The sequence below is a fragment of the Microbulbifer sp. 2205BS26-8 genome (assembly GCF_030731025.1).
GTDB classification, from domain to species: domain Bacteria; phylum Pseudomonadota; class Gammaproteobacteria; order Pseudomonadales; family Cellvibrionaceae; genus Microbulbifer; species Microbulbifer spongiae.
The window spans coordinates 1-23,574 of sequence record NZ_JAVAMR010000022.1; the positions used below are offsets into that span (position 1 = coordinate 1).

The following is a 23,574-nucleotide window of genomic DNA, read 5'->3' on the forward strand; positions in this document are numbered from 1 at the left end:
CCTGCGGCGCGAATATGCGCTTATTCTTCATCAAGTCTTCACAGCCAGTGCTTGTGTTGCCGATCGCGGCTGTTAATATGACGCACGGGGGTCGCCCCCCGCTTTTGATGGTAAGTGTCTGGATCCATATCTGGGAATTATTTTCAGAATACATTGTTGAGTAGTTTGGAAGTATTGACTCTTTATTGTATTTACCGATATCTGGCTTGTTCGGTTGGTTTTACAGTATTGACCGTTTCTGATTTATATCAATTCTGAAATCAATACATGCCGGAAAATTACTGTGCAGTGTAATACAGGTACCGGTTGCCAGCCCCTGGAGAAGACATAGCGGGCATTGCGATAGTACTTCCGGAATAACAGTGCAATAACTACCGGAAGTTTTGATTGATAACCCAATAAATACCAAATGCCTGTTTATGCAGCATGGGCTTGATTTGTCCCGGCGTCGGTCCAGCGCTGATCACTCTATGGATTTTTGAGTCACCAATTGACCTACTATAAGGAGATAGTAATGAGGATATTGCGTTTTCTTTCAACAATTGCCACGGGGTTGTTATTGAGCCTGAGCGGTACTTGTACTCTGGCACAGACCTTTCACGCCACCATGGTGATTGACCGCAGTGGCTCAATGACAGCCACAACAATGCGTAATGGTATCGCCAGTACTCGCTGCAAAGATGCCCTGTCTGCCGCCAAGGACAAAATCAACAACAGTCTTGTGGGAGGTACACAGATTAGCGTATGGACCTTCCAAAACAGTACCTATACCAATCGTACCGGTGGCTTTGTTTCCAAGGCCAATGCCATACAGGCCATAGACCTGTTGGCCGCACAGAGCTGCTCGGGTACCACGCCACTGGCACACACGGTCTGCTCTGCTATCGATGACCTGGAGCTGGCCACGCCGCTGCTCTACCGCACACTGTGGGTCCTCACCGATGGCGAGGAAAATTCCAGCGCGGGGCTCAGTTGCGGGGGACCGAGTGACGCTGACGGTGTGGAGCCCTGGGAGACCCTGAGTTGGCAGGGCAGGGTTTGGCATGAACTATTCCCTTCAGATACACCGCCCTATCAGACCGCGGGAGCCGGCGTAGCGACTGTGCCTATCTATTTCGGGGTTTTTGGCGATTATATCGGCCTGTCCCGTTACAGTGAGCCTGTGGCCCTGGCCGGTGATACACCGGCGGTCTCCTTCAGTCATCAATTCGCACCCGGTGATGCGGGTGGCCTGTTCAACACCATGGCCGCGGCCTCTGGCGGTTACGTTGCACTCATTGATGACTCGGCCAGCATCCCCACGACTTCCCGTTTTGATGTGAATGGGGATGGATGCGTGGACCAGAATGACCTGATAAAAATGCTGCCCTACCTGGGCAAGCGGGTGCCCGATGCTCCCGCATCGCTGGATGTGAATGGAGATTTTGTCGTAAACACCCGCGATTACAATCTGGTCACTGCTAATTCCGGGTTGGGCTGCAAATAGCATGGGTGGCTCACGGGTGTATTCCTGAGCCTGGTTGTGCACCCGGCAGCCAAGCCTGACCGGTTTGGCTGCCGCTTTTCCGCCGGTGCAACTGTGGGCTTGCCCGCTGTTCAGGGGTGTGCGCAGACCGGCGACAGGCATTGCCGTTTCGGGTGTCGTTTAACCCCAGCGTCTTTCGGCGTGCGGATAAAGAGTGCCGATTGAAGGCCCACTTTGAGCTTGCGAAAAGCGAAAGACAGTCGGTTGGACTTGTCAGGTTTCCTGCTTGGGCTGCGTCTCCTCCGGCAGATCATTGCAAACTGTACAGTGCATCCCTTTTCGGAAATAGTAAACGCGAATCACGGCAAAGAGTGCGACTGAGGCCAGTGACCACAGGATGCCAAACTCCACTGAATATGCCAGCCCTCTTCCCTTCCAGTATTGAATACCGGCGAGCATAAGAAAGGTAATTGGGATTGCAAAAGCATATTGCACACTCCATTTTTTTACAGGCATGTAACCCCCTGATAGGAATTGATGCATAAAAGCCACAGTGGCAGCAGGTAACCACCAGGCTGCCCAGGGGTGCTTCTGAGCGTGTAGAATGACTGCACCGGTTGGGGTAATCCTACCACACCACTAAAATCACGCCAGTTATCCCGGTTGCGCTGAAAGTGGCCTCCTCCTGCCAGTAAAATACCGCCTATCAAAAGGAGTATTTTCTCGGCCGGAGCTGGGATTTGAATACCTGTTCCAGCCCTTTATCGTAACCGGGATTCACCACTGTGCCATGGTTCTCACGCTCGAAAATGCGCTTGGTCAGGCTAAGGCTGTTATAGTTGCGGGATTCAAGGCGCTGGAGCATATCCCCGAAATCCCGCACGCCACATACGGACATGTCGTCCATGCAAGTTTCTTCGCCGCCGATAAAGAGATACACATTTTTTGGCAGATCAGAATGCCGCTCCGCATACGCCACTTCGCTCTCTAGGATTTGCTTCCCGGCCCACCAGATACTGGGACTGCCAATGACATAGCGATCAAAACTGTCGGTGTGATTGAACAGGGTGTGCAGGGCGAACAGCCCCCCCAGGGCGTGGCCGGCGACTGTCTCGTCGTTTTCATCCCCCATAAACGCATTATTGATAAAGGGTTTCAACTCTTTCTGGATAAATTCCAGGAAGCGGTCTGCGCCACCACCCAACAGGGCACCCTGAATTTCCCCCGGTACGGGGGTGAAATCGGTCAGGCGCATCCTGAGGCTGCTACTGTCGGTTGGGTGGGAAATGCCAACGAGAATCACTGGCGGTATTTTTGCCTTTCCCCGTGCATCCGGTATCTGCTCCTGAATCAGATTAGGGGCGGTCATTGGGAAGTGCATAAAGCCATCGGTCATATAGATGACCGGGTATCGGGTATTGGCTTCGGGATTATAGGTTAGAGGCAGTAACACATCGATCACGAACCCCCGCCCCAGAAGTTCGGAATGAAAGTGGTAAGACAGGATGCCCTGACGTGTAAACGAGGTGGGTTCGGCAGTACCCGCCTGAACTAATTGTGCTGCCAGGGCCATCAGGACCAGTATCCATAAGCCAATTATTTTCATTTTTATCCCACCATCAGTCAGCATGATGACCTTGGTAATCAGTATGCCGGCCGGGTTTATCCGTGTGCCTACCTGCCTTAGAGGGCTGTCAAGACTCATAAGCCTATCAGATGGACTATGACAACGGCTACCTGGCAGTGTGTTTCCTGTCGCAAAGATGTGTAAATACGTCTCAAGTGGAGAAAAGCCATGTATCGGTGGGCTAAAGGCAGGCTTATGCCTACTTTAATATATGCGGTAACAGCAGGGGGGTACGTTGGTAACTCAGCCATCAGTGTCAAGTCGGGGTGGGGGGCAACAGTAATCCTGTTGTCCGACCAGTCAATGCGCGGGGTTTGCACTTTTGCGGTATGCCTTCTTTTTGAAAGGAAACTATTATGGCAGTCACACTGGCTCTCGATGTTTACGGCACGATGATCAATACCCACGGCGTTGTCGCTATCCTTGCGGAGTGGATAGGTCCCAAGGCCAATGCGTTTAGCGGTACATGGCGAGAGAAGTAGCTTGAATATGCTTTTCGCCGCGGGCTAATGCAGATCTACCAACCTTTTTCCCGATGTACAAGCGATGCATTGGAGTATACCTGCCGGTTTTACCGTATCCAGCTGACAAAAGAGCAGAAAAAGAGAATCATCGACAGTTACCTGATGTTGTCCGCCTTTAAGGATGTAGCGCCCGCCCTGGCAGCGCTGGATAAAAGGGGAGTGCAGATGACTGCTTTTTCAAATGGAGAGGAAAAAGCAGTGGAATCGCTGCTCAGGCACGCCGGCCTGCGCGAGTATTTTCAAGCTATTGTGAGCTGCGATTGTATCAGGACCTTTAAACCCGATCCGGCAGTTTACAGTTACCTTATGCGCAAAACCCGCGCGCTGGCGAAAAATCTCTGGCTGGTCTCTAGTAATCCTTTTGATGTTATTGGAGCCATGTCTGCGGGTCTGCAAGCGGTATGGGTCAAGCGCTCGCCGGAGGCCGTTTTTGATCCCTGGGGATTAGCGCCCACAAAAGTGGTCACGGATTTGTGCGGTCTTGAATCAATCGTTTGAGGTAGTGATTGCCGATTGCAACGCGCTTTCCCTGTCATGATCTCACCGGGTCCGGGGTTTCCCATTTACCCAGAATTCAGTCCCTCTCGCCGACAATGTGTCTGTTGCTTGTTGCAGCTTTGCCGCGAAGGCTGCATTTTCTCGTACTGGCGCTGGTGCTGAAGGTCACAATCCCATGCCCGTCGCATCGATTCGTGGATTGTTGTTTCTGTAACGGAGGCATGCAGTAAGCCCAGCGGTCGAACACCTGAAAGCCTGCCCGTAAGCCGCGCGCTGCCGGTTTCTTGCACTGAGAGAAACGGTTGTTGTGTCGGCGGTGAAAAAAACAGTTAGGAGAGACGCGATGCCATTGCCCAGGCGCAAACTTTTGGGGGTATTGTTTTGCAGTGTGATTTTGGCCGGTTGCAAGCACGAAGGGCTGAACCGGACTGAGACAACGACTGCAGCAAATGGCACTGCGTCGGAGATTTCCGTATGGCCTGCGCTGCCACCGGCACTGCCTGTTGACCCAGCGCTGGAGGCGCGCATTTCCGGGTTGATGGCGCGGATGACCATCGAAGAAAAGGTGGGCCAGCTGATCCAAGCCGAAATCAAATACACCACCCCCGAAGATGTCAGGAAGTACCATCTGGGATCGGTGCTCAATGGCGGCGGCACCTACCCGGACAATAATAAATTCGCTACACCGCAGGACTGGCTCGCATTATCCGCGGCTTTTTTCGCGGCTTCCATGGATACCAGTGATGGCGGGGTCGCTATCCCCATTATTTGGGGCAGCGATGCGGTACACGGGCACAACAATATCGTCGGTGCGACTCTCTTTCCCCACAATATCGGCCTGGGCGCGGCCCGAGATCCGGACCTGATCCGTCGCATCGGTGTGGCCACTGCCCGTGAGGTGGCGGTAACCGGTATCGGCTGGACATTTGCCCCTACGGTTGCGGTGGTGCGCGATGACCGCTGGGGCCGCACTTATGAAAGTTATTCCGAAGATCCGGCGGTGGTGCAGGCCTACGCAGAGGCCATGGTCAAGGGCCTGCAGGGTGAGAAAAGTGATAGCGACTTCTTGCGGGGTGAGCATCTCGTTGCCACCGCCAAACATTTTGTAGGTGACGGCGGTACTATGCGGGGTATCGACCGCGGAGACAACCAGGTGTCCGAGAGCGAGCTGGCCAAGGTGCATGGGGCGGGGTATCTGGGTGCGCTTCCAGCAGGGGTACAGACAGTAATGGCCTCCTTCAACAGCTGGCGAGGCGAGCCTTTGCATGGCCACAGGTACCTGTTGACCGATGTACTGAAAGGACAGCTCGGATTTGATGGATTTGTCGTAGGTGACTGGAATGGCCATCGCTTCGTGCCCGGCTGTACTGTAGACAGTTGCGCGGCAGCGATCAATGCGGGCCTGGATATGTTCATGGTGCCGTCGGATTGGAAAACGCTCTATGAGAACACCCTGGCGCAGGCCAGGCGCGGTGAGATTCGCCCCGAGCGCCTCGATGATGCCGTGCGGCGTATCCTGCGGGTAAAAATCCGCGCTGGCCTGTTCGAGCACCAGCGACCGTTGGCCGGCAGGAGCGGTGTTCTGGGCAGTGCAGAACATCGCGCAGTGGCCCGCGAGGCGGTGCGCAAATCGCTGGTGCTGTTAAAAAACAACAACAACCTGTTACCGCTCTCACCCGCACAGAGCGTGCTGGTAGCCGGTGATGGAGCGCACAACCTGTCCAAACAGACCGGTGGCTGGACTATTTCCTGGCAGGGCACCGGCAATACCCGTGAGGACTTCCCCGGCGCGACCACAATTTTTGAGGGCATCCAGGCACTGGTCAAAGCTGCCGGTGGTGAAGTGGTGCTGAGTGCGCGCGGCGAATTCGACAGCACTACTTTTACCCATGGCGGCAGGCCCGATGTGGCCATCGTCGTATTCGGTGAAGAGCCCTATGCGGAATGGCACGGCGACCTGGCCAGCCTGGAGTATCAGCTCGGCAGCAACAGCGATCTGGCGCTGTTGCAAGCCCTGCGTAAACAGGGGATTCCTGTGGTTAGTATCTTCCTGTCCGGCCGCCCGCTCTGGGTCAATAGGGAGTTGAATGCTTCGGATGCCTTTGTCGCCGCCTGGCTGCCGGGTTCCGAGGGAGCGGGGGTGGCCGATGTGGTGTTCACCAGCCCCGAAGGCGGGAGACCATACGGCTTCAGCGGTACATTGCCGTTCAGCTGGCCGCACTATGTGCACCAGACGGTGCTGAATCCCTATCACCCGGACTACGCGCCGCTGTTCCCATTGGGCTACGGATTGCAGGATGGTGCACAGTCCCTGGTGAGCAACACCCTCACAGAAGATGGGGATACTTATTCCGACGGCGCGCTCGAAGATGCCTGGCTGATGGTGTCGCGCCCGCGCGCGCCCTGGAAACTTTTTATTGTTGAAGAGCTGCAGGCACCGGTGGCCGTTACCGGTAACCGGTCCAGCAGTGGCCCGGACACCAATATTACTGTGGCCGCTATCGACCGGGAGTCTCAGGAGGACGCGCGCCAGATTCGCTGGAAAGGTCTGCGCCCGGGGGCGGTATGGCTCGCTGCCGAGAGGCCCCAGGACCTTAGTCATTATCTAAAGGAGCGCGCGGCGCTGATACTGGATGTTCGTGTCGACCGCAAGCCCGAGCACCCGGTGCGCGCTGGTATCGCTTGTGGTCCGGACTGCGCGGCTGAACTGCCATTGCAAACCGCACTGGCAAAACTGCAACCTGGTAACTGGTCAACGCTCTCTATCGACCTGCAGTGCTTTGCTGCCGAGGGAGCGGATTTCAGCCGGGTATCAGGTGCTTTATCGATCTCCAGTGAAGGCGCTCTCGAGTTGGCGGTTGCCGACGTCAAATATGTGCCGGGTGCCGCCGACCGTGCAGTGATCTCGTGCGGAGGTTGAAGGGGCTGAGACGCCGGTGTGCCGCCGGCTGTGAGATGGTACGAACCTCTGATAACGCGGCGATGCCTTATCGCGGTGGCAAGGGTGGCAAGGGTGGCAACGATCCGTGGGATGGATTGCCGGGTAAATAAAAAACGGTTTTGTAGGAAGAAAGTATGAAACAGTCCCGATTGGCCAGCACAACCATCTCGGCCACAGCATTGGCTCTGGCTTTCGCCACAGCGCAGGCGGCGACGTCTGTGGAGGAGAGAGTCCGCGGGCTTGTGCACAAGATGACGCTGGCGGAAAAGATCGGTCAAATGACCCAGGCTGAACGTCAGCACGCCACTCCGGAGGACGTCAAAACCTATTATCTCGGTGCGATTCTCAACGGCGGCGGTTCCATCCCCAAGGAAAACCGTCGCAGTGACTGGGTTGAGATGATCCGGGACTACCAGGCGGCTGCTGGTGGCACCCGCCTTGGCATTCCGATCCTGTATGGTGCCGATGCAGTGCACGGTCATAACAATGTGCTGGGAGCCACCATCTTTCCCCACAATGTTGCCCTGGGTGCAACCCGCAATCCGCAGTTGGCGCGTGCTATTGCCGCGGCTACGGCAAGGGAAGTGGCGGCCACCGGTATTCACTGGACTTTTGCCCCCACCCTGTGTGTGGCCCGTGATGACCGCTGGGGGCGCGCCTATGAGTGCTTTGGCGAGGATCCGGAGCTGGTGTCAGCCTTCGCGGGGCCTTTCATCCAGGGATTACAGGGGGAGCGGCTCGACGGCAACAACCTGGCGGCCGACAAAGTACTCGCCACCGCCAAGCACTGGGTCGCCGATGGCGGTACTATTTATGGTACCGGTGATGAAGGCTATGCGATTGACCGCGGCGATACGCGACTGGGCGCGGACAGTCTGCGCGCAGTGCATATCGCCCCCTACCTGCCGGCACTTAAGGCCGATGTGGGCAGCGTGATGGTGTCCTACAGCAGTGTCAATGGCACCAAGATGCATGAGCACAAGGCGCTGGTAACAGATACTCTCAAGAAAGAACTCGGCTTTGCCGGTATCACACTCTCCGACTGGTCGGCACTCAGCGAGATTCCCGCCGAGACCAACCGCGCGCGTATTGTTCGCGCTGTCAATGCCGGCCTGGATATGGTGATGGAGCCGGAAAAATGGCGGGGCTTTATCACCGACCTCACCGCAGCGGTCGAAGCCGGTGAAGTGCCCATGGCGCGTATCGACGAGGCGGTAACGCGCATCCTGACCACCAAATTCCGGGCCGGACTGTTTGAATGGCCGCTACCGCCACTGGCCACGGCGCCGGATGCAGACCACCTGATCGGGCATCCGGCACATCGCGACCTGGCGCGACAGGCGGTGCGCGAGTCTCTGGTATTGCTGAAAAATTCAGGTGAGCTGTTGCCGCTGGACAAAAAGGCAAAGATTTTTGTTGCAGGCGATCATGCCGACAACATAGGCCTGCAATCCGGTGGCTGGACCATTGAATGGCAGGGTAAGCGCGGCAGTATCACCCGAGGCACGACTATCCTTGATGGCATCCGCGCGCTGGCAGAGCGGGAAGTCACATACAGTCCCACGGGGGAGGGGGCTGCCGGGCACGATGTTGCCCTTATTGTAGTGGGGGAGGAGCCCTATGCAGAGGGTATGGGGGATTACCGCCCGCTGCCCTGCAGTAAATGCCAACCTATCACACTCGCGAAATCCCAACGCGAAATGCTTGCGCGGGTGCAGGTCAGTGGGGTTCCCATGGCGGTTGTGATTCTTTCCGGGCGGCCGCTGATGATTACCGAGGATATTGGGTCCTGGCAGGCTGCGGTCGCCGCCTGGTTACCCGGCAGTGAGGGCGCGGGGGTGGCCGATGTACTCTTTGGCGAGCAGGCGCCATCCGGCAAGCTGCCGGTGACCTGGCCGAAAAGTCTGGCACAGTTGCCCATCAATACCGGGGATGCGAAGTACGATCCGCTGTTTCCCTACGGCTTCGGTCTGACTTACAACGCTGCAAGCAGTATCCGCTAAGCAAAATGAAAGCTTCCGGAAATGAATTGCCAGAAAATATTGTGGTAGGCATCCAAAACAGTGTAGAGCAACACTATGATTTGGCGATGTCACCGCGATACCCGGATGGCAGCACATTTTTTGCTGATGCTAACGGGGAAGAATCAAGGATTATTTGATTTTCTATAAAAAGAGCTTGTCCCATTTCTTGAATACAATTATTGGGTGAATACTCACAAAACTATTATCGGTATGTCACCAACGTTTGGTCCGGTACTGGAGCCCTTTTGGAATGAACCTGACCTGTTTGACGGATATATTGTGCTTGCCGCGGAACTGGCAGTAAAGACAGCCTCTGGAAGAAACCTTAGCAGAAAGAGTGTTGCAGGCCATTTAAGACAAAAGTGCTCCAAGGGTACCATATAAATAGGAAAGGCGCGCGATGACCTGAAAAGGAGGCTAAAGGAGGAAGCATTCGCTCCGGCTAGCGCCAGGTGGTCAATGGTGACCGGGTGCAGTGAGTTTTTGAATGCAGTGTAGAAACCTGTGTATCTAGGTGCTGGATTCTGAAGGCGTAAGAGCAGGCGTTACCGCGTCTTTGAATTGATCAGTGGTGCGTGCAGTGAATAGTGTGTTTCTCGGTGCCGCTTTTGCCGTGCAACACCAAGTTGAAACTCTGCTTGCATGTGGCGCTGAACTGCAACGCAGCATCGCTGTGTTTACGGGCTGCGGCGATCAGGCTGATCTGATTCCAGTGGCCGCTGGCTGTACGATAGCGCAGATTTTCAATACCGTGCTTGCCCATTTCCCGGGGCCACCAGTGGATGGTATTGTTGGGCGCATCGATGCGGATGCCGATGGCGTATTCGATCAGGTAGGTGATGGGGGCGAGTCCGGACCAGCCGATGAAATCTGGTTTGGCCTTGCGCCCACGAAGGAGTTTTTCCGGAAAGTAGTTTTCCCATGCGGTGCCTGTCTGTTTGTACACTTCAGTAGCGGCATTCAAATGGTTGAGAGCGATTTCGTGGGCCAGGTCCCTGTGCCCGTATTTTTCCAACCCCGAGATGACCATGGTATTTGTGGGCGCCCAAACGGCCCCGGCCCAGTAGTCGCCGCTGTAACCCACTTCATCTTTTGGATGGGTGGGCACCCGGTGTGCAGTTTTGAAGCTTTTCCCATCGTTCAGATGCCCGATCAGCCGCTCGACCTGTGTTGCGCTGGGAATGCCGCCCAGCATGGGCCAAAAGGCAGCAATGGTGCGCATGGTCATACGTCTGCCGCTGTTGCCCCAGTCGTAGTAAAAACCACTCTGTGCATCCCATAGTTTTTTGTTCAGGAATTCACTATAGCGGGCTGCGCGCCGGAGGTAGAAGAGGGCCTCAGAAGGTTTCTCGAGTATGTCTGCCATCTCTGCCAACCAGCGATCAAAGATGGCCATTTGTGCAGAGACATCTACACCTGCCAACAGGGTATCGTTGCGCGGTGAATCATCCATGGCAGCCTTGTCGGTGAGATACAGCCCGGTGGCGGGATGGTAGATCTGCTGGTAACTCTCGCGATAAGCCCGTAATGCCGGATAGATGCGTGCCAGGCGCGTCCGGTCGGCGGTAATGCGGTAGGCACGCAGTTCGGCCCAGGCGAGCATGGGGTGATTCAAGTTACCGGGGGTGCCGGGCTCCGACCAGCCTTTCACACCGAGCCGGCCGTCGGCCTCGCCGATTTCCCGAAGGATTTCGCCGTTTGGCATCTGAAGTGCATAAAAGTTGTCCAGTCCTTCAATGGCCGGGAACAGGTGGTGGGCATAATTGCCCCACATGGTGGAAAAACACATATCCCACAAAAAGATATTTTCGTTAAAGGCCTCGTCAATAAAATTTTTGACAAGCGGGCTGCCTGTTACTGGTTGGGTGAAATGCCCAAAGCCGATTTCCCAGGCGCGGTAATAAAATTCGATATAGTCCGGCCTGCGTGCAAACACGGGGCGGGGTAGCTGATCCCGCACCTGGGAAAATACTGGTAGCGGTTTCGGCTTGTAGGGTTCGGTGGGGAAAAAATAACCACCGTTTTCCAGTCGGGTGCGATAGATCGCCAGGTAGTGATCCAACCCTACTTTGGAAGCGCGTACTGCTGCCAGAGGGCGCATTCCATCGGGGTAGGTTTCCTGTTCAAGGATAATCCAGCGCGTGCCTCCTTTGGAGACATTTGCATGGATAAGCGACAGCCAGTCGATCACATCTTCACCAATAATGGAGCGGGCATTGGGAAAATCATCGGGGAAGTGTGCCTTGTAGTGGGTTGTCAGTGTGCGCCCCGGATACTGCATTACCCGGGCTACAGGATCATCCCCGGTGGCGGTTGTCCAGCCCACATCCTGTTGCAGCACGAGCGTGTCGGAGGTATTGGTCGCGATATGATCCCAGAAAGTGGCGTCCCGAAAGGGGGACAGTTCACCCGCGTGGTTGTGGTACCCGAAGCGCAAACCCCGTGCTTCCAGCTGCCGATGAGTGCGATTGAGGTCTGTGACGAGCGCATTGATGCCAACGGTGTCCCAGCCGCGGGTATCCCAACCAACAATCAGGTATTCGGCACCCAATTCGCGGTAAAAGCCTGCGGTTTGTTCGATGGTGTCTGCAGTGACATCGTTAAAACCAATATGTGCGCCGCTCACCTTCAGGCCCAGCTGATCGAGCAGGCTGCGCAATTCGGGCCCGCGACCGGCATAGGGGCCGAACTCTCCCGCGAACTCCACCGCAGCAAAGCCCATATCAGCCAGTGCTGAAAGGGTACCTTCGAAGTCGCGGTTGAGATCTTCACGCACAGACCAAAGCTGTATACCTATGACGGGTAGATCAGGCGAGCGCAATGTTTCCTTGCTGGGAGGGTTCGCCGCCAGAGTGCCGGTATAGAAAAAAGTCAAAAGACAGAGTGTAATCATTCGCATGGGCTCTTCCTGCAGATAGTTCCGCTGCGGCGGTATGTGCCGGGTACGCTCCTTGGCCCTGCATCACTCTGCAGTTATCAGAAGTTGATGCGGATAACGGCCGCGATGCGACGGTCGTTGATAAACCATGAGCGATTGAGCCTGGTGCCGTCGGCGTTAACCTGCATCTGCGTTTCGGTGACCTGATCCAGAATATTGGTGGCTTCAAGGCCCAGCTTCACATGGTCGTTAACGTTGTAGAAGACAGAGCCGTCCAGTTGGCCACTGTCACCGTTATAGATGGGCAACTTGGTGATCACGTCGCGGGTGGTCAGCAGATACTCGGAGCGCCAGTTCCAGGCCAGCCGTGCACTGACATCAGCATATTCGTACAGCCCTACCAGATTGTAGGTGTATTCGGACATGCCCTGCAATGGCAGGTTTTCGAAGGCGACTGCGACTTCGTTTCCATCATTGGTGCTGATGTTTGGGTTGGGTACGCTCTTGGCGTCTACATATGTGTAGTTGATCTGAAGACCGAGGCCGCTCCAGGCGCCGGGCAGTTGCTCAAAGAACTGTTGATAAGCCAGCTCGAATCCGCGTACAGTGCCGTCGCCGAGATTGACCGGCCCATCCACTTCCACGGTCTTGGTAACGCCGTTGTTGGTCACTGCTCTGGGGAAAGCGCCACTGACAAAGAAATCGGAAATATCCTTGTAGAACAGTGAGGCGGAGAGCGCGCCCACGTCGTTGAAATACCATTCCAGAGACACGTCGTAGTTGTGTGCCGTCATGGGCTTGAGGAAGGGATTGCCGGTACCGGCGCGGTAATCGGAGACCCGCGCGGCGTCGTCAATGCCATCTCTGTCGGTATCCACCTCGGTGATAATGGCGTAAACGCCCATGCTATCGCGCAACATACCCATATCCGGAAAGGCGATCGCCCGGGAGGCCCCAAACCGCATCAGCCATTCATCATTGATTGTGTATTTCACATTCAGGCTGGGCAGCCACTGGGAATGGCTGGCCGCACTGCTGGTCAGGTGGCTGTCGCCATTGAAGAAGGCAAGGTCATCTGCGGGTAGCGGCAAACTGGCGCTGATGGTGGAGTAGGAGACGCCGCCGGAAGTGGTGTAATCCAGCGTGACATAGCGCAGGCCAACATTCCCTGTAAGGGCATTGTCCAGGCTCGTAACCGTTGCCATCACATAAGCGGACTGGCGCTCTTCCCTGACCGGGTTGTATTCCGGCTGAGTGAAGACCCCATCCACCAGATCGTTGCGATCTTTCAGACTATTAAAACCAAAAATACGCCCCAATTCTGAGCGGAATGTGTGGTGATCTGCCAGGAGGTGAGCGCCCGGTGCCAGGATAGTGCCGCCTGCAATTCCGGGCGTGTTGCCGTGGAAAAAGTCATTAAAGTGGAAAACATCGTGGGCCGGGGCGGGGTAGGTTCCGGTTCCCGGCTGACCGTCCCAGGGAGTGGTATCGTGGACACCGTTAAAGAGCTTCATGCCGCCGGCCCAGGTTTCCGACAGGACACCCCAATTATAAGTGGACCAGCGGGTGGTCTGTTTCCGCTCAGAGGCACGCAGCCCCCCTCTGAGGGATTGAAACCAACCCCGGTCGATATCGTATTCCATATCCAGTTGCAGCGCTTTTGCTTCGCCTTCACTGTCTTCGATATGATCCATTGCGGCGCGGTAGAAATAATTGGCGGGATCGGTGAAATACGCTGCACTGGATTGTGGTGCACCTGCGGGCGCAATAAAGTTCACCTCGGGCAAATCTCCGGAGAAATCCACTTCTACGTCTGCGCGCGTATTGCCAAAAATGGACAGATCCAGCACTTGGGTTTGCGCCTGTACAAACTGGGCATCAAACGCCATCTGAAGTCGGTCGGTGGGGTGCAATGCCAGGTTCAGGGAAAGATCCTCTACCAGTGTGTCTGTTACCGAACGGCGGGCGAAGCTGTTATAACGGTCGGCGCCCTGCAGGGTTCCTGAGACGAAACGGTCGTCAGTGTACACACTGTCCGCACTGGGGCTTCCCACAGTGTCGTCTGACTGGAAGGCGTTTTCGTACCAGGTCGTGGATGCATCGGAACGCACATATTCCAGGGTGGCCAGGGTAGTATCGGCCGGATTGGCCCATTGCAAGACCAGGCTGCCGCCAGTGCGGTAACGGTCCTGATTTACCATGCGTGCGCCGGCATTGATGGGCACCCAGCGCTCGCCAACGTCGGGAATATCCAGTAATTGGGGTGCACCCTGGCCCACGGAGTTATTGCTGACGCGCAATTCTGAGTCGGCAGCACTGATCAGAAAGCCAAGTTCCCCCACATCGGTTTGCCAGCGGTTACTGTACAGAGCGGAGAAATCCGGCGAGGATTCGCCGCGCATATCCGTATAGTTCAAAGCTCCACTGAAGGCAAGCTGTTGTCCATCGCTGTCGAAAGGCTTGCGGGTTTCCAGCTTGATGGTTCCGGCGATGCCGCCTTCAATCATGTCTGCCGTCTGATTTTTGTAAACAATTACAGACCCCATCAATTCCGGCGGTACATCCTGGAAATTGAGTCCGCTACCATTGTTGGCAGAGAAACTGTCCCTGCCGTTGAACTCGCTTCGACTTTGCGCCATGCCGCGCAGAGCCGCGCCACTGCCTTCTATGGAGAAATGATCCGGGTCTTCCACGGCGGCAAAGCGTTCGATGGAAATGCCGGGCACCCGCTGCAGGGCTTCGAGAACACTTTTGTCCGGTAGGGCATTGATATCCGAAGCGGAGATGGCGTCGGCAACGGTGGCCGCATCCCGTTTGATATCCCGGGCATTTTTCAGTGACCCCCTGACACCCTCCACGGTGACTTCCTCCAAGGGCCCCGCTGTTTGCGTATCTTGCGCATTGGCACCGAGGGTGGCGGCAGCAATACAGACTGCCAATAGCGTGTGGTTAAAGGAGGTGCCGCTTTTGTTGCTCGAATAATTGGAGCCAGAATCTCTCATCTCACAAATCTCATCAATGACTGTCATTATTGTGTTTGTCCGTCGGGCACCTGGTGAGGCCGATGCCACTGGACTTTGCGGGCAGCGTACCCACCCTGTCAGATTGGAATCTGTTTTTACCAGGGGGAGCAAGCCCGCCGCTACTTTCTACGATAAGGGGGGCTGAATAAGCGGTAGCAGGGAAGCATCGATCTGACCTGAGGGTGGTTTTGATTTCCGTGTGCTGGAGCGAAGACAACCGGTGGTGTTGGCCCATCCAGTATTGAATAATGTACCGCGACTCATACAAAGCGTTTTTGCACCTGGGGGATGATGGACTGTGAAAACGCTCTTTTACATCGGCAAATCGCAAAAATACAAATAAGATTGCCCTGCCTATACTGGCTCAAAAGTACGATTTTAGAATGATGCCCAATTAAGCGATTAAACTAACTGTACAAATGGGCGAGCCGCTAGGTTTTCAAGGTTAAATCCGTGCAGCACTTTTGAATGGCTACCGTTTGTGATGAAAAGAAGGCAAATGCGGAAGTGTCGCGTAAGGTTCGACAAAAACCCATTTGAAGGGACTTTAGAGTCTGCAATTCGGGTATTTGTATAGCCACCGACAGTTTTTAATTTTTAATCAAAACAATATTCCCCATAATTGCGCGCACCCGAGCCTGTTGTTGGTCGCCCTTCTGGCATTGCCCGGGCAGTGTCTTTTACACCAGCGGCGCCTGCAGTGGTTTGGGCAGTTATGGCGTTATCCAATTGGCAAGCTAGAGAGCTGCCCTTCCTGTAAAACCCCTGTCAGCTTTTCCGGTTCCGACAGACAACGGCTGCTTGCATGTGCGAGAGTCGATGCCACTGAAGGTTAGATAAGGGCATGGTGAATGACAGCAAAAAGAATACACTTAAGAAGTCGATACCATTTTGATACCAACAAAAGATAAAACAGTCTCTTAGCCAAGTGATTCGTTAAAGAGGGGCGCTGTCGCGTGAAATCCTCTATTAGTCGCAACCCCGGCAGACAAAGGCGATAACATTGGCCTGTTACGGCCAACTGGGGTTAAACTCTGGCCCCTAAAACTATGGCAAGGTACCAATTTAGAGGGGTGGCAAATGCGTCAGGCACTGATTGTACTATCCGCAGCCGTGGGTCTGGCGACCCTGGGGAGTTGTGGTGAAAAGGCAGCACAGGAAGGGGTTGCTAAAAATATTGTGAAAGCAGAACACTCTCAAGCTGCAAACGCCCAACAGGCGGACAATATCCTGTTGGCGGAGTGGGTGGGCCCTTACGGTGGGGTACCCGCGTTCAATAAGATGCGTCTCGAAGATCTCAAACCCGCGATCGAGAAGGGCATTGAGATGAACCTGGCAGAGATCGATGCGATTACTGCTGACCCGGCTGCGCCGACCTTCGCCAATACCATTGTGCCACTGGAGCGTGGCGGTGCCGAGTTGGGGCGTGTGTTCTCCTACTATGGTGTCTGGAGTGGCAACCTGTCCTCCCCGGAATTCCGCAAGATCCAGCAGGAATTGGCTCCCCAGTTGGCTGAGTTCGAATCCAAGATCACCCAGAACGCGCAACTGTTCAAGCGTGTTAAGGCGATTTATGACCAGCGCGAATCCATGGATCTGGACGCTGAACAGAAACGCGTTGTCGAGTTGATCTACAACCAGTTTGCCATTAATGGGGCGACCCTGAAAGATGCAGCAAAAGAACGTTACGCCGAAATCAACCAGCGCCTGGCGGAGCTGTATACCAAGTTTGCCAACAATGTATTGGCGGATGAGGAGGGCTACGATATTTTCCTGAGCGAGGATCAACTTGCTGGTTTGCCCGAGTCCTATATTGCTGCAGCGGCCGCCCTGGCCGAAGAGAAGGGCGAGAAGGGTAAATACGCGATCACCAATACGCGCTCTTCCATGGACCCTTTCCTGACTTATTCCGATAACCGTGCACTGCGTAAGCAGGTATGGACCAACTATTACAGCCGCGGTGATAACGGTGATCTACATGACAATAATGCCATCATTGCCGAAATTCTGAAGCTGCGTGATGAACGGGTCAGCCTGTTGGGCTTTGACAATTATGCCCAATGGCGTTTGCAGGACCGTATGGCCAAATCACCCGAACGCGCTTTGACCCTGATGGAAGCCGTGTGGCCGGCGGCAGTAGCCCGCGTGGAAGAGGAAGTGGCGGATATGCAGGCGGTTGCGGATGCCGAGAAAGCCGGCATTACCATTGAACCCTGGGATTACCGTTACTATGCGGAAAAAGTCCGCAAAGCCAAATACGACCTGGATTCCGATGAAGTGAAACAGTACCTTCAGTTGGACAAGCTGCGCGAAGCCATGTTCTATGTGGCCGACGAGCTGTTCAATTTCGAGTTTACGCCAGTGGCAGCGGATACCGTACCGGTTTTTCACGAAGATGTGAAAGTCTGGGAAGTAACTGACAAGACCACTGGTGAGCATATCGGGCTCTGGTACCTGGACCCGTTTGCCCGCGCCGGCAAGCGCTCCGGCGCCTGGGCCACCATGTACCGCGATCACTCTACCTTTGACGGCAAAAAGACCGTACTGTCTTCCAACAACTCCAATTTTATCAAAGGGGCGCCCGGCGAGTCGGTGTTGGTGAGCTGGGACGATGCGGAAACCTTCTTCCACGAGTTTGGCCACGCATTGCATTTTCTCGCCTCCAATGTGACATACCCAACCCTCAACAGCGGCGTGCGTGACTATACCGAGTTCCAGTCTCAGTTACTGGAGCGCTGGCTGTCTACCGATGCGGTGATCGATAATTATCTGGTGCACTATAAAACCGGAGAGCCGATTCCTGCGGATCTGGTTGCCAAGATCAAAAATGCAGCCAGGTTTAACCAGGGCTTTGCCACAACGGAGTACCTGGCTTCCGCGCTGATGGATATGAAGCTGCATACGGCCGATCCGGAAGATATGGACCCGGATGTATTCGAACGCGAAACACTGGCAGAGCTGGGCATGCCGAAGGAGCTGGTTATGCGTCACCGCACACCACATTTTGGCCATATCTTTTCCGGCGAGGGCTATTCCGCGGGCTATTACGGCTATATGTGGGCCGATGTCTTGACTTCAGATGCCGCTGAGGCGTTTGCTGAATCCGAGGGGGGATTTTACGACAAGGAAGTGGCCAGCAGGCTGGTGAAGTACCTGTTTGCGCCGCGCAATGCCTTGGACCCCGCCGAGGCCTACCGCGCTTTCCGTGGTCGTGATGCCCATATTGAAGCGCTGATGCGTGATCGCGGCTTTCCGCCACCGGAAAAGAAAGACGCTGCTGCCGCAACCAAAAGCTGATTAACTGATTTATACAGTCACAATAAAAAAGCCGCAGCAGTATCAGCGGCTTTTTTGTCGCGGCCTTTGAAACAGTGGTGCTGGCGCACTGATTCTGCCTCAAGGGTAAGCGGGAAGGCTCTGGGGCGCAGCTTTGCCGCTTCAGGAGGCGGGATCTTACAGTGGGATACGGATAACAACACCGCCCATGGTCTGCCCGAGTTCAAAGTCATTGCGCGGGCTGTCCACATGATCGTTGTGGCAGCTGATGCAGGCGGGGGAAACACCCACGTCGGCGTACACTGCAGTAAAGTATTCCGTGTCCCCCAGCTTCTCGCGCCCGTAGAAGTTTTTACCGGGATTGTCGATCACATATTGCAGGCCTTGTTTCTCCATTTCGGTGCGCGGCTTGTTCTGTTTGTTGACCGGCCACAGGGATAGAAGGGCGTAGTTGAAACCGGAGTTTCTTTCCGCTACACGCTCCGCCCCCATACGCATCATCTGTGCGGGCAGAGGCAGCAGTTTCTTATCCTGCCAGTGCTCATCAGCATCGAGAATTTTTTCTTCATTTTGTAGACGGTTGACCACCTGGTTGGTGTAGTTGGCCCTGTCTGCTTCGATTACGGCAAAGATGGCATCCGCCATTCGCTCGGGTGCAATTCCCTGATGCTTTTCACAGCCAGTGAGCAGGGCCAGACCGGCGACAAAACAAGCGGCAATACGCATAGTGTTCCCCTCCTATTGGGATTTCGTTTGCTGTTTTTTGTTGTTGGACTTTCTCGCAATGCGGTCGCGAATCAGATCAAAGGTCTGGTGCTTCTCCGCGGGCTTGTGCTTGAAATTCTGTGTTATCAATTTTTTATCAGCCAGGGCGGCCAGGGAAAACTCCGCTCCGTGGCAGTTCAGGCAGACAGGTAACATTTTTTCATTGGGACGCAGATTGTGGTTCTGATTGTGGTTAACAACGATCTGCTTGACATGGGTTTCCCGTGGAAGGTGGCAGCTGGCACAACTGGGACCGCTTTTGGGATTGTTTTCCCAGATATTGAAATGGGGGGAATCCCGGTAAGCCAGACTGTGTTCATCGCTGTGACAGCCAAGGCAGGATTCCACTGCGGCATAGTGCACATTGACTGAATGGGCGTCGTGGCAGCTGGTGCAGTTCAATTCCCCCGATGCATCCGCCTGCATGGGGATTCTTGCCTGCAGCGGTGACATGGCACCGATGCGCTCAACAAGCCCGTGTGAAAGTTTGGAGGACAGGCGCATCCCGTGTTTGCCCTGGGTAAAGGATTTTTTTTGTTCGCTGTGACAGCTTGCACACTGTTCCACCACTTCCAGGCTGCTGAATTGCTGTTGGTTGTCGATATGGCACTGACTGCAGTTGACAGTGGCTCTGGCGTGAGCACTTTGCGCCCATGCTGTACGGATCTCTAAAGTTGAATTCAGGTCCAGGTCGGCTTGTTCCGGCTGCAGGGGCTTTTTGTGCGGGTGTTCCCGCAGCCACATCTGCATCGCGGTTCGGGCGGGCAAATGGGCATTCTCCAACAAATCCGGTTGCCCTTCATGGTCAGTCAGAAAATCTTCGTAGAGCGTGCTATTGTCGTGATAGTTATGGCAGCCGGCACTGGCACAGGTTTCGAAACCAAAGCCTCTATGGCTACTGCGCTCCTGTGCAATATCGCTGTGGCAGTGAAAACAGAAGTCCCCGGCCAGGCTGACCCCCATCTCGCGGGTAATTTCCGGTTTGTGCTCGGTGTGACAGCTGACGCACTGGCGCGCATCGAGTGTCTCCAACAGCGGCGCGTTTCTCGGGTCGAGAAATTTTTTTCGCGGGTGGGAGTCGTCTGCCAGTTCCAGTTCCTCGGCATGGCAATTCAGGCACGATTGCTGCATGGCCTCCTCGCCCGCAAAACCATCGGTATGACACGACATACAGTCCAGTTCTATCTGGTGGTGCCCGTGGCTCGTTTCCCCGGTGATGAACAGGGATTTGTCGGCAACCTCCAGGTTATATGCAGCCAGCGACCCCACGGCCAAGGTCAGCAGCAGGCCATAATGCCAGAATTTAAATTGATAGGATTTCATTTAAAAATAGTAAACCGCAAGAATATGGTAGGCGAGCAGTACCGGCAGCGCCCAGAGCAGGGCATAGTGGACACGGGACCACCACTTGCGATGCTCGCGCAGTTTCAGGTCTGTCCAGTGGTGGTTGCGTGCCATAAACACACCGACAAGTGAACCGGTTGCAGTCGCGGTGAGAAAAACAAGCATCAGTGCCAGGTTCAGATTTTCTCCCAGGCGAAACCCCGTGTGCACTACAAGGGCAAGGAGCGATATCAGACCAATCACACTGTGCGCATAGCGCCAGTGATCCATATGGCCAATGGTGAATTTCTTCCACCGCTTTCGTACGCTGAGTGCTGCTGTGAGCAGGCACAGCACGAGAATGGTGTAGCCGGTGACCTGCTTCCAGAAGTTGTCGTACCAGAGTTTTTGCCAGGAAAAGGCTGTTTGCACCGTGTCGGAAACCGGTGCAGCCGGCATCAAAAATGCCAGCGCAATAAGGAGCAGGGACAGTGCGGATGTGATCAGTATTCCCCTGGCGTGACGCATCACCAGATTGGGCGCGGGAGCATCCAGTAACTCCGCCATCAGTGGGCGGCAGCTGCCGCATATAGAGCCGGCAGTTGTGGCCTGCTGCAATTCATTCAAGGTGCGCTTGCCCTCGGATATGGCCTTGCACAGGTCCCCTTTACTCACGGAGTTGCACTGGCATACCAGGTAGCTATCGGGGAAATACTTGATAGTGGTGGCCGTCTGTTTTGCAAACAGACGGCCTGTAGTTTCAAAGCTCCTGAGGGTGCGCTGGTTGACTTTTTCCTGCCCAGTCACAGCCTGGCGCAGGCCGTTGGCTTCATTCCAGCTGCCAATATAGACTGCGCCGAGGATACGTCCATCCCCGATAAACAGTTGGCGATACACCCCGTTGAAACGATTGCGGTAAGCGTACCTTTGTACATTGTGCTGGTAGTGGATACTGTCCGAAGTAACGTCGCCGATAATGGCACAGGGGATGTGGGCAATCTTGAGCTGGATGTCGGTATAGCTCCCGGTATAGGGACGCTGTAACCGGGGGGCACCGTGATTGCGACGGATATGGGAGCAGCAGCTCTCCACCTGCTCATATCCGGGGCGCACCAATTGGTAAATTTTTTGATCAAATTCGGCACATTCCCCCACTGCGTATATATCGGGGTCGGAAGTTTGCATCCATTCATTGACAACAACGCCGCGCTGTGTTTTCAGCCCGCTCTGTTGCGCAAGCGTCACTTCGGGCTGAATCCCGGTACACAGCACTATAGCGTCGACACTCAGGGTTTTGCCACTGACAAATCGCAGCCTGGATTTTTTGCCATCCGCTTCGATTGCCTGCAGCGAGTCGCCGATTTCGAGATTGACACCGAGTGCCGAGAGCGAGGACTTCAGGAACGCTTCGCCCTCTTCCCCAAGCAGACCACTGAGCAAATATCCCCGCGACTGTAAAGTGACTGTGTTCTTTGGAGTTTTTAATGCGGTTGCGGCTTCAAGACCCAATGCACCGGCGCCTACGATACAAATATCGGCGTGCCGCTCGCGCAAGTTGATCAAATCGTGGGTATTGCGCAGGCTGCGAAAGGGGTACACAGTGGGCAGTTCGGTACCTGCGATCTGGGGAATGGCCGGATTGGAGCCAGTGGCCAGAATCAGTTTGGTGTAAGGCTGTGTATTTCCCGCCGCATCAGTCACCGTTTTGTGCGTGCGGTCAATGGAGAGAATTTTTCGGTCGATATACTCGGCCAGCCTGTGGTCACGCTGGCCAAGGATTGGGTTGTCCAGCTCTGCCCGTTCCACATGGCGGGACAGATACTGTGAAAGTTTTACCCGGTTATAGGGTGATTCCGTTTCGGCCCCATAGATAACAACCTGCACCTCATCACAAAACTCCAACAGCTTTTGGGCACAGCGGACACCAACCGGCCCTGTGCCCACAACAACGTAAATTGGATAGCTGTCATTGCTTGTGTACGTGTTATCTGGTGAATATTGCTGAACAGGTGAACTGTCTAGTTCAGTCATACACCTCCCCCCAAGTCCTTCGGCTTTGCCACCGGCCCGATGGTTATTCTTATTGTTAAGCTACAAATCCCTGAATACCAACTAGACCGACATCCCACAGAAAGATTTTTTTTTAAACTCTACTTCCTCTATATTTAAACAAAATTAAATAAACGTCTAGTGTTGAATGACAACGATGCAGAAAAGGCTGTTGAGGGAGTTTGGTGTGGTCAGTAACGCTCTCTGTGGCTGTCACAGCACGCATTGGGGGAAATGGGGATCTCATGCCGGAGAAAAATATAGTCGATTTATTTTGTATAGCGGGATTTTTCGGTTAATTTGTGAGCGATTCTGGATGGATTTCGCAGGGTGATGGCAAGGGAATTGAAGGCATGCGGCCCCATCCCTGTGGGCTGCACAAGTTTTTAGTGGTCGGGCTCTATATTACACATTGTTGCGTAGCGGCCAGGTTTTGCCTGATTCCAAAAGAGGGTCGGGTGTCCGTTACGGCTCGTCCCGGATTTTGTCACGGACAATCCTCAAGCTGGTTGGTAAAGCACGTAGAGCTCCTTTTCTTCCAGGGCAGTGCGGCGGGTTAGTGCCTCTCCAATTTTCTGGTAGTCCATTTTAAAATCTCGAACCATTTCCGGCGTAAAGGCTTCGTGATTGTACTGCTTGCAGAACTGCACAACCGTATTGGCGATTTCATTCATATCGGAACGAAAATCCTTGATCACCTGCAGTGTGTGGGAATCGCCGGCGAGCGTCTGCTCCAGGTAAACATAGAAGCGCACGTTTTCCTTGATTAGGTGGGCCTGGAAGGTGGATTTGAACTGGGTGAGCAACTGGGACATCTGGCGATAATTTTGCTGCTCATACCCCTCTGACCAGATGCGCTGGAAAATGCCGACCAGGTTCCGGTGGTCATCTTCCAGGGCCTTGATGAGTGTGGGGTCGTAGGAAATAGTCCGGTTTCCCTTGGCACTGGAGTAGGCGCTGCGTGTGTATCTCTCTTCGAGATCTGCGCTGTCTCTCGACTTGTCACTTCGGAACATACCGGAAAGAAAGCTAAGCATGTGTCATACCCTTGGTAGAGATTATGGATTGGTGAGTTGTGCAAGTGTGTTGTTCCGCGGATGGGGGGAGTGCTCTGTGGGCTTGGCACTGTTTCGCCCTGGCCGGGAGTGGTGGATTTTACATTGGATGACAGAGGCTTTAAG

The 23,574-nt window shown here is 54.7% G+C and carries 13 protein-coding genes and 1 pseudogene; 6 read left to right on the forward strand and 8 right to left on the reverse strand.

Annotation, left to right across the window (positions count from 1 at the left end; translation table 11 throughout):
- Positions 1–514: 514 nt before the first annotated feature.
- Positions 515–1,486, forward strand: coding sequence for a dockerin type I domain-containing protein (locus tag Q5Y71_RS09090; protein WP_306041793.1), 972 nt, complete (start codon positions 515–517; stop codon positions 1,484–1,486).
- Positions 1,487–1,738: 252 nt separating this feature from the next.
- Here Q5Y71_RS09090 and Q5Y71_RS09095 read toward each other — a convergent pair whose 3' ends face one another.
- A complete protein-coding gene (locus tag Q5Y71_RS09095) occupies positions 1,739–1,981 on the reverse strand; it encodes a hypothetical protein (RefSeq protein ID WP_306041796.1) in 243 nt (80 codons plus the stop codon).
- Between the two features lie 190 nt (positions 1,982–2,171).
- On the reverse strand, positions 2,172–3,071 hold the full coding sequence (locus tag Q5Y71_RS09100; protein WP_306041798.1) for an alpha/beta hydrolase: 900 nt from the start codon (positions 3,069–3,071) through the stop codon (positions 2,172–2,174).
- Positions 3,072–3,448: 377 nt separating this feature from the next.
- Here Q5Y71_RS09100 and Q5Y71_RS09105 point away from each other — a divergent pair, with 377 nt between their 5' ends.
- The 4 genes and pseudogenes from Q5Y71_RS09105 to Q5Y71_RS09120 all read left to right on the forward strand — a co-directional run bounded on the left by Q5Y71_RS09105 (position 3,449) and on the right by Q5Y71_RS09120 (position 9,058).
- Positions 3,449–3,574: a hypothetical protein gene (locus Q5Y71_RS09105; RefSeq protein ID WP_306041800.1), complete on the forward strand. Its 126-nt coding sequence runs from the start codon at positions 3,449–3,451 to the stop codon at positions 3,572–3,574.
- A gap of 12 nt (positions 3,575–3,586) precedes the next feature.
- Positions 3,587–4,114: pseudogene (locus tag Q5Y71_RS09110) on the forward strand (haloacid dehalogenase type II); the annotation flags it as partial.
- 343 nt (positions 4,115–4,457) lie between these two features.
- Positions 4,458–7,034: an exo 1,3/1,4-beta-D-glucan glucohydrolase gene (locus Q5Y71_RS09115; protein WP_306041802.1), complete on the forward strand. Its 2,577-nt coding sequence runs from the start codon at positions 4,458–4,460 to the stop codon at positions 7,032–7,034.
- Positions 7,035–7,189: 155 nt separating this feature from the next.
- Positions 7,190–9,058, forward strand: coding sequence for a glycoside hydrolase family 3 N-terminal domain-containing protein (locus tag Q5Y71_RS09120; protein ID WP_306041804.1), 1,869 nt, complete (start codon positions 7,190–7,192; stop codon positions 9,056–9,058).
- Between the two features lie 586 nt (positions 9,059–9,644).
- Here the strand turns inward: Q5Y71_RS09120 and Q5Y71_RS09125 are convergent.
- Together Q5Y71_RS09125 and Q5Y71_RS09130 are read right to left on the reverse strand one after the other, a co-directional pair.
- On the reverse strand, positions 9,645–11,978 hold the full coding sequence (locus Q5Y71_RS09125) for a trehalase family glycosidase (protein WP_306041806.1): 2,334 nt from the start codon (positions 11,976–11,978) through the stop codon (positions 9,645–9,647).
- 77 nt (positions 11,979–12,055) lie between these two features.
- The gene (locus Q5Y71_RS09130; RefSeq protein WP_306041808.1) at positions 12,056–14,959 is read right to left on the reverse strand and encodes a TonB-dependent receptor; all 2,904 of its coding nucleotides are present in this window, start codon (positions 14,957–14,959) and stop codon (positions 12,056–12,058) included.
- 1,101 nt (positions 14,960–16,060) lie between these two features.
- On the opposite strand from Q5Y71_RS09130, the gene Q5Y71_RS09135 reads away from it, so the two are divergent.
- On the forward strand, positions 16,061–18,277 hold the full coding sequence (locus tag Q5Y71_RS09135; RefSeq protein ID WP_306041810.1) for a M3 family metallopeptidase: 2,217 nt from the start codon (positions 16,061–16,063) through the stop codon (positions 18,275–18,277).
- A 156-nt stretch (positions 18,278–18,433) separates the two neighbouring features.
- Here the strand turns inward: Q5Y71_RS09135 and Q5Y71_RS09140 are convergent, their stop codons facing one another.
- From Q5Y71_RS09140 to Q5Y71_RS09155, 4 genes are all read right to left on the reverse strand, one after another.
- Positions 18,434–18,982, reverse strand: a complete 549-nt coding sequence (locus Q5Y71_RS09140) for a DUF3365 domain-containing protein (RefSeq protein WP_301418394.1) — start codon at positions 18,980–18,982, stop codon at positions 18,434–18,436.
- Between the two features lie 12 nt (positions 18,983–18,994).
- On the reverse strand, positions 18,995–20,344 hold the full coding sequence (locus Q5Y71_RS09145) for a cytochrome c3 family protein (protein ID WP_306041813.1): 1,350 nt from the start codon (positions 20,342–20,344) through the stop codon (positions 18,995–18,997).
- The gene (locus Q5Y71_RS09150) at positions 20,345–22,375 is read right to left on the reverse strand and encodes an FAD-dependent oxidoreductase (RefSeq protein ID WP_306041815.1); all 2,031 of its coding nucleotides are present in this window, start codon (positions 22,373–22,375) and stop codon (positions 20,345–20,347) included.
- Between the two features lie 518 nt (positions 22,376–22,893).
- On the reverse strand, positions 22,894–23,430 hold the full coding sequence (locus tag Q5Y71_RS09155; RefSeq protein ID WP_306041817.1) for a hemerythrin domain-containing protein: 537 nt from the start codon (positions 23,428–23,430) through the stop codon (positions 22,894–22,896).
- Positions 23,431–23,574: the final 144 nt, after the last annotated feature.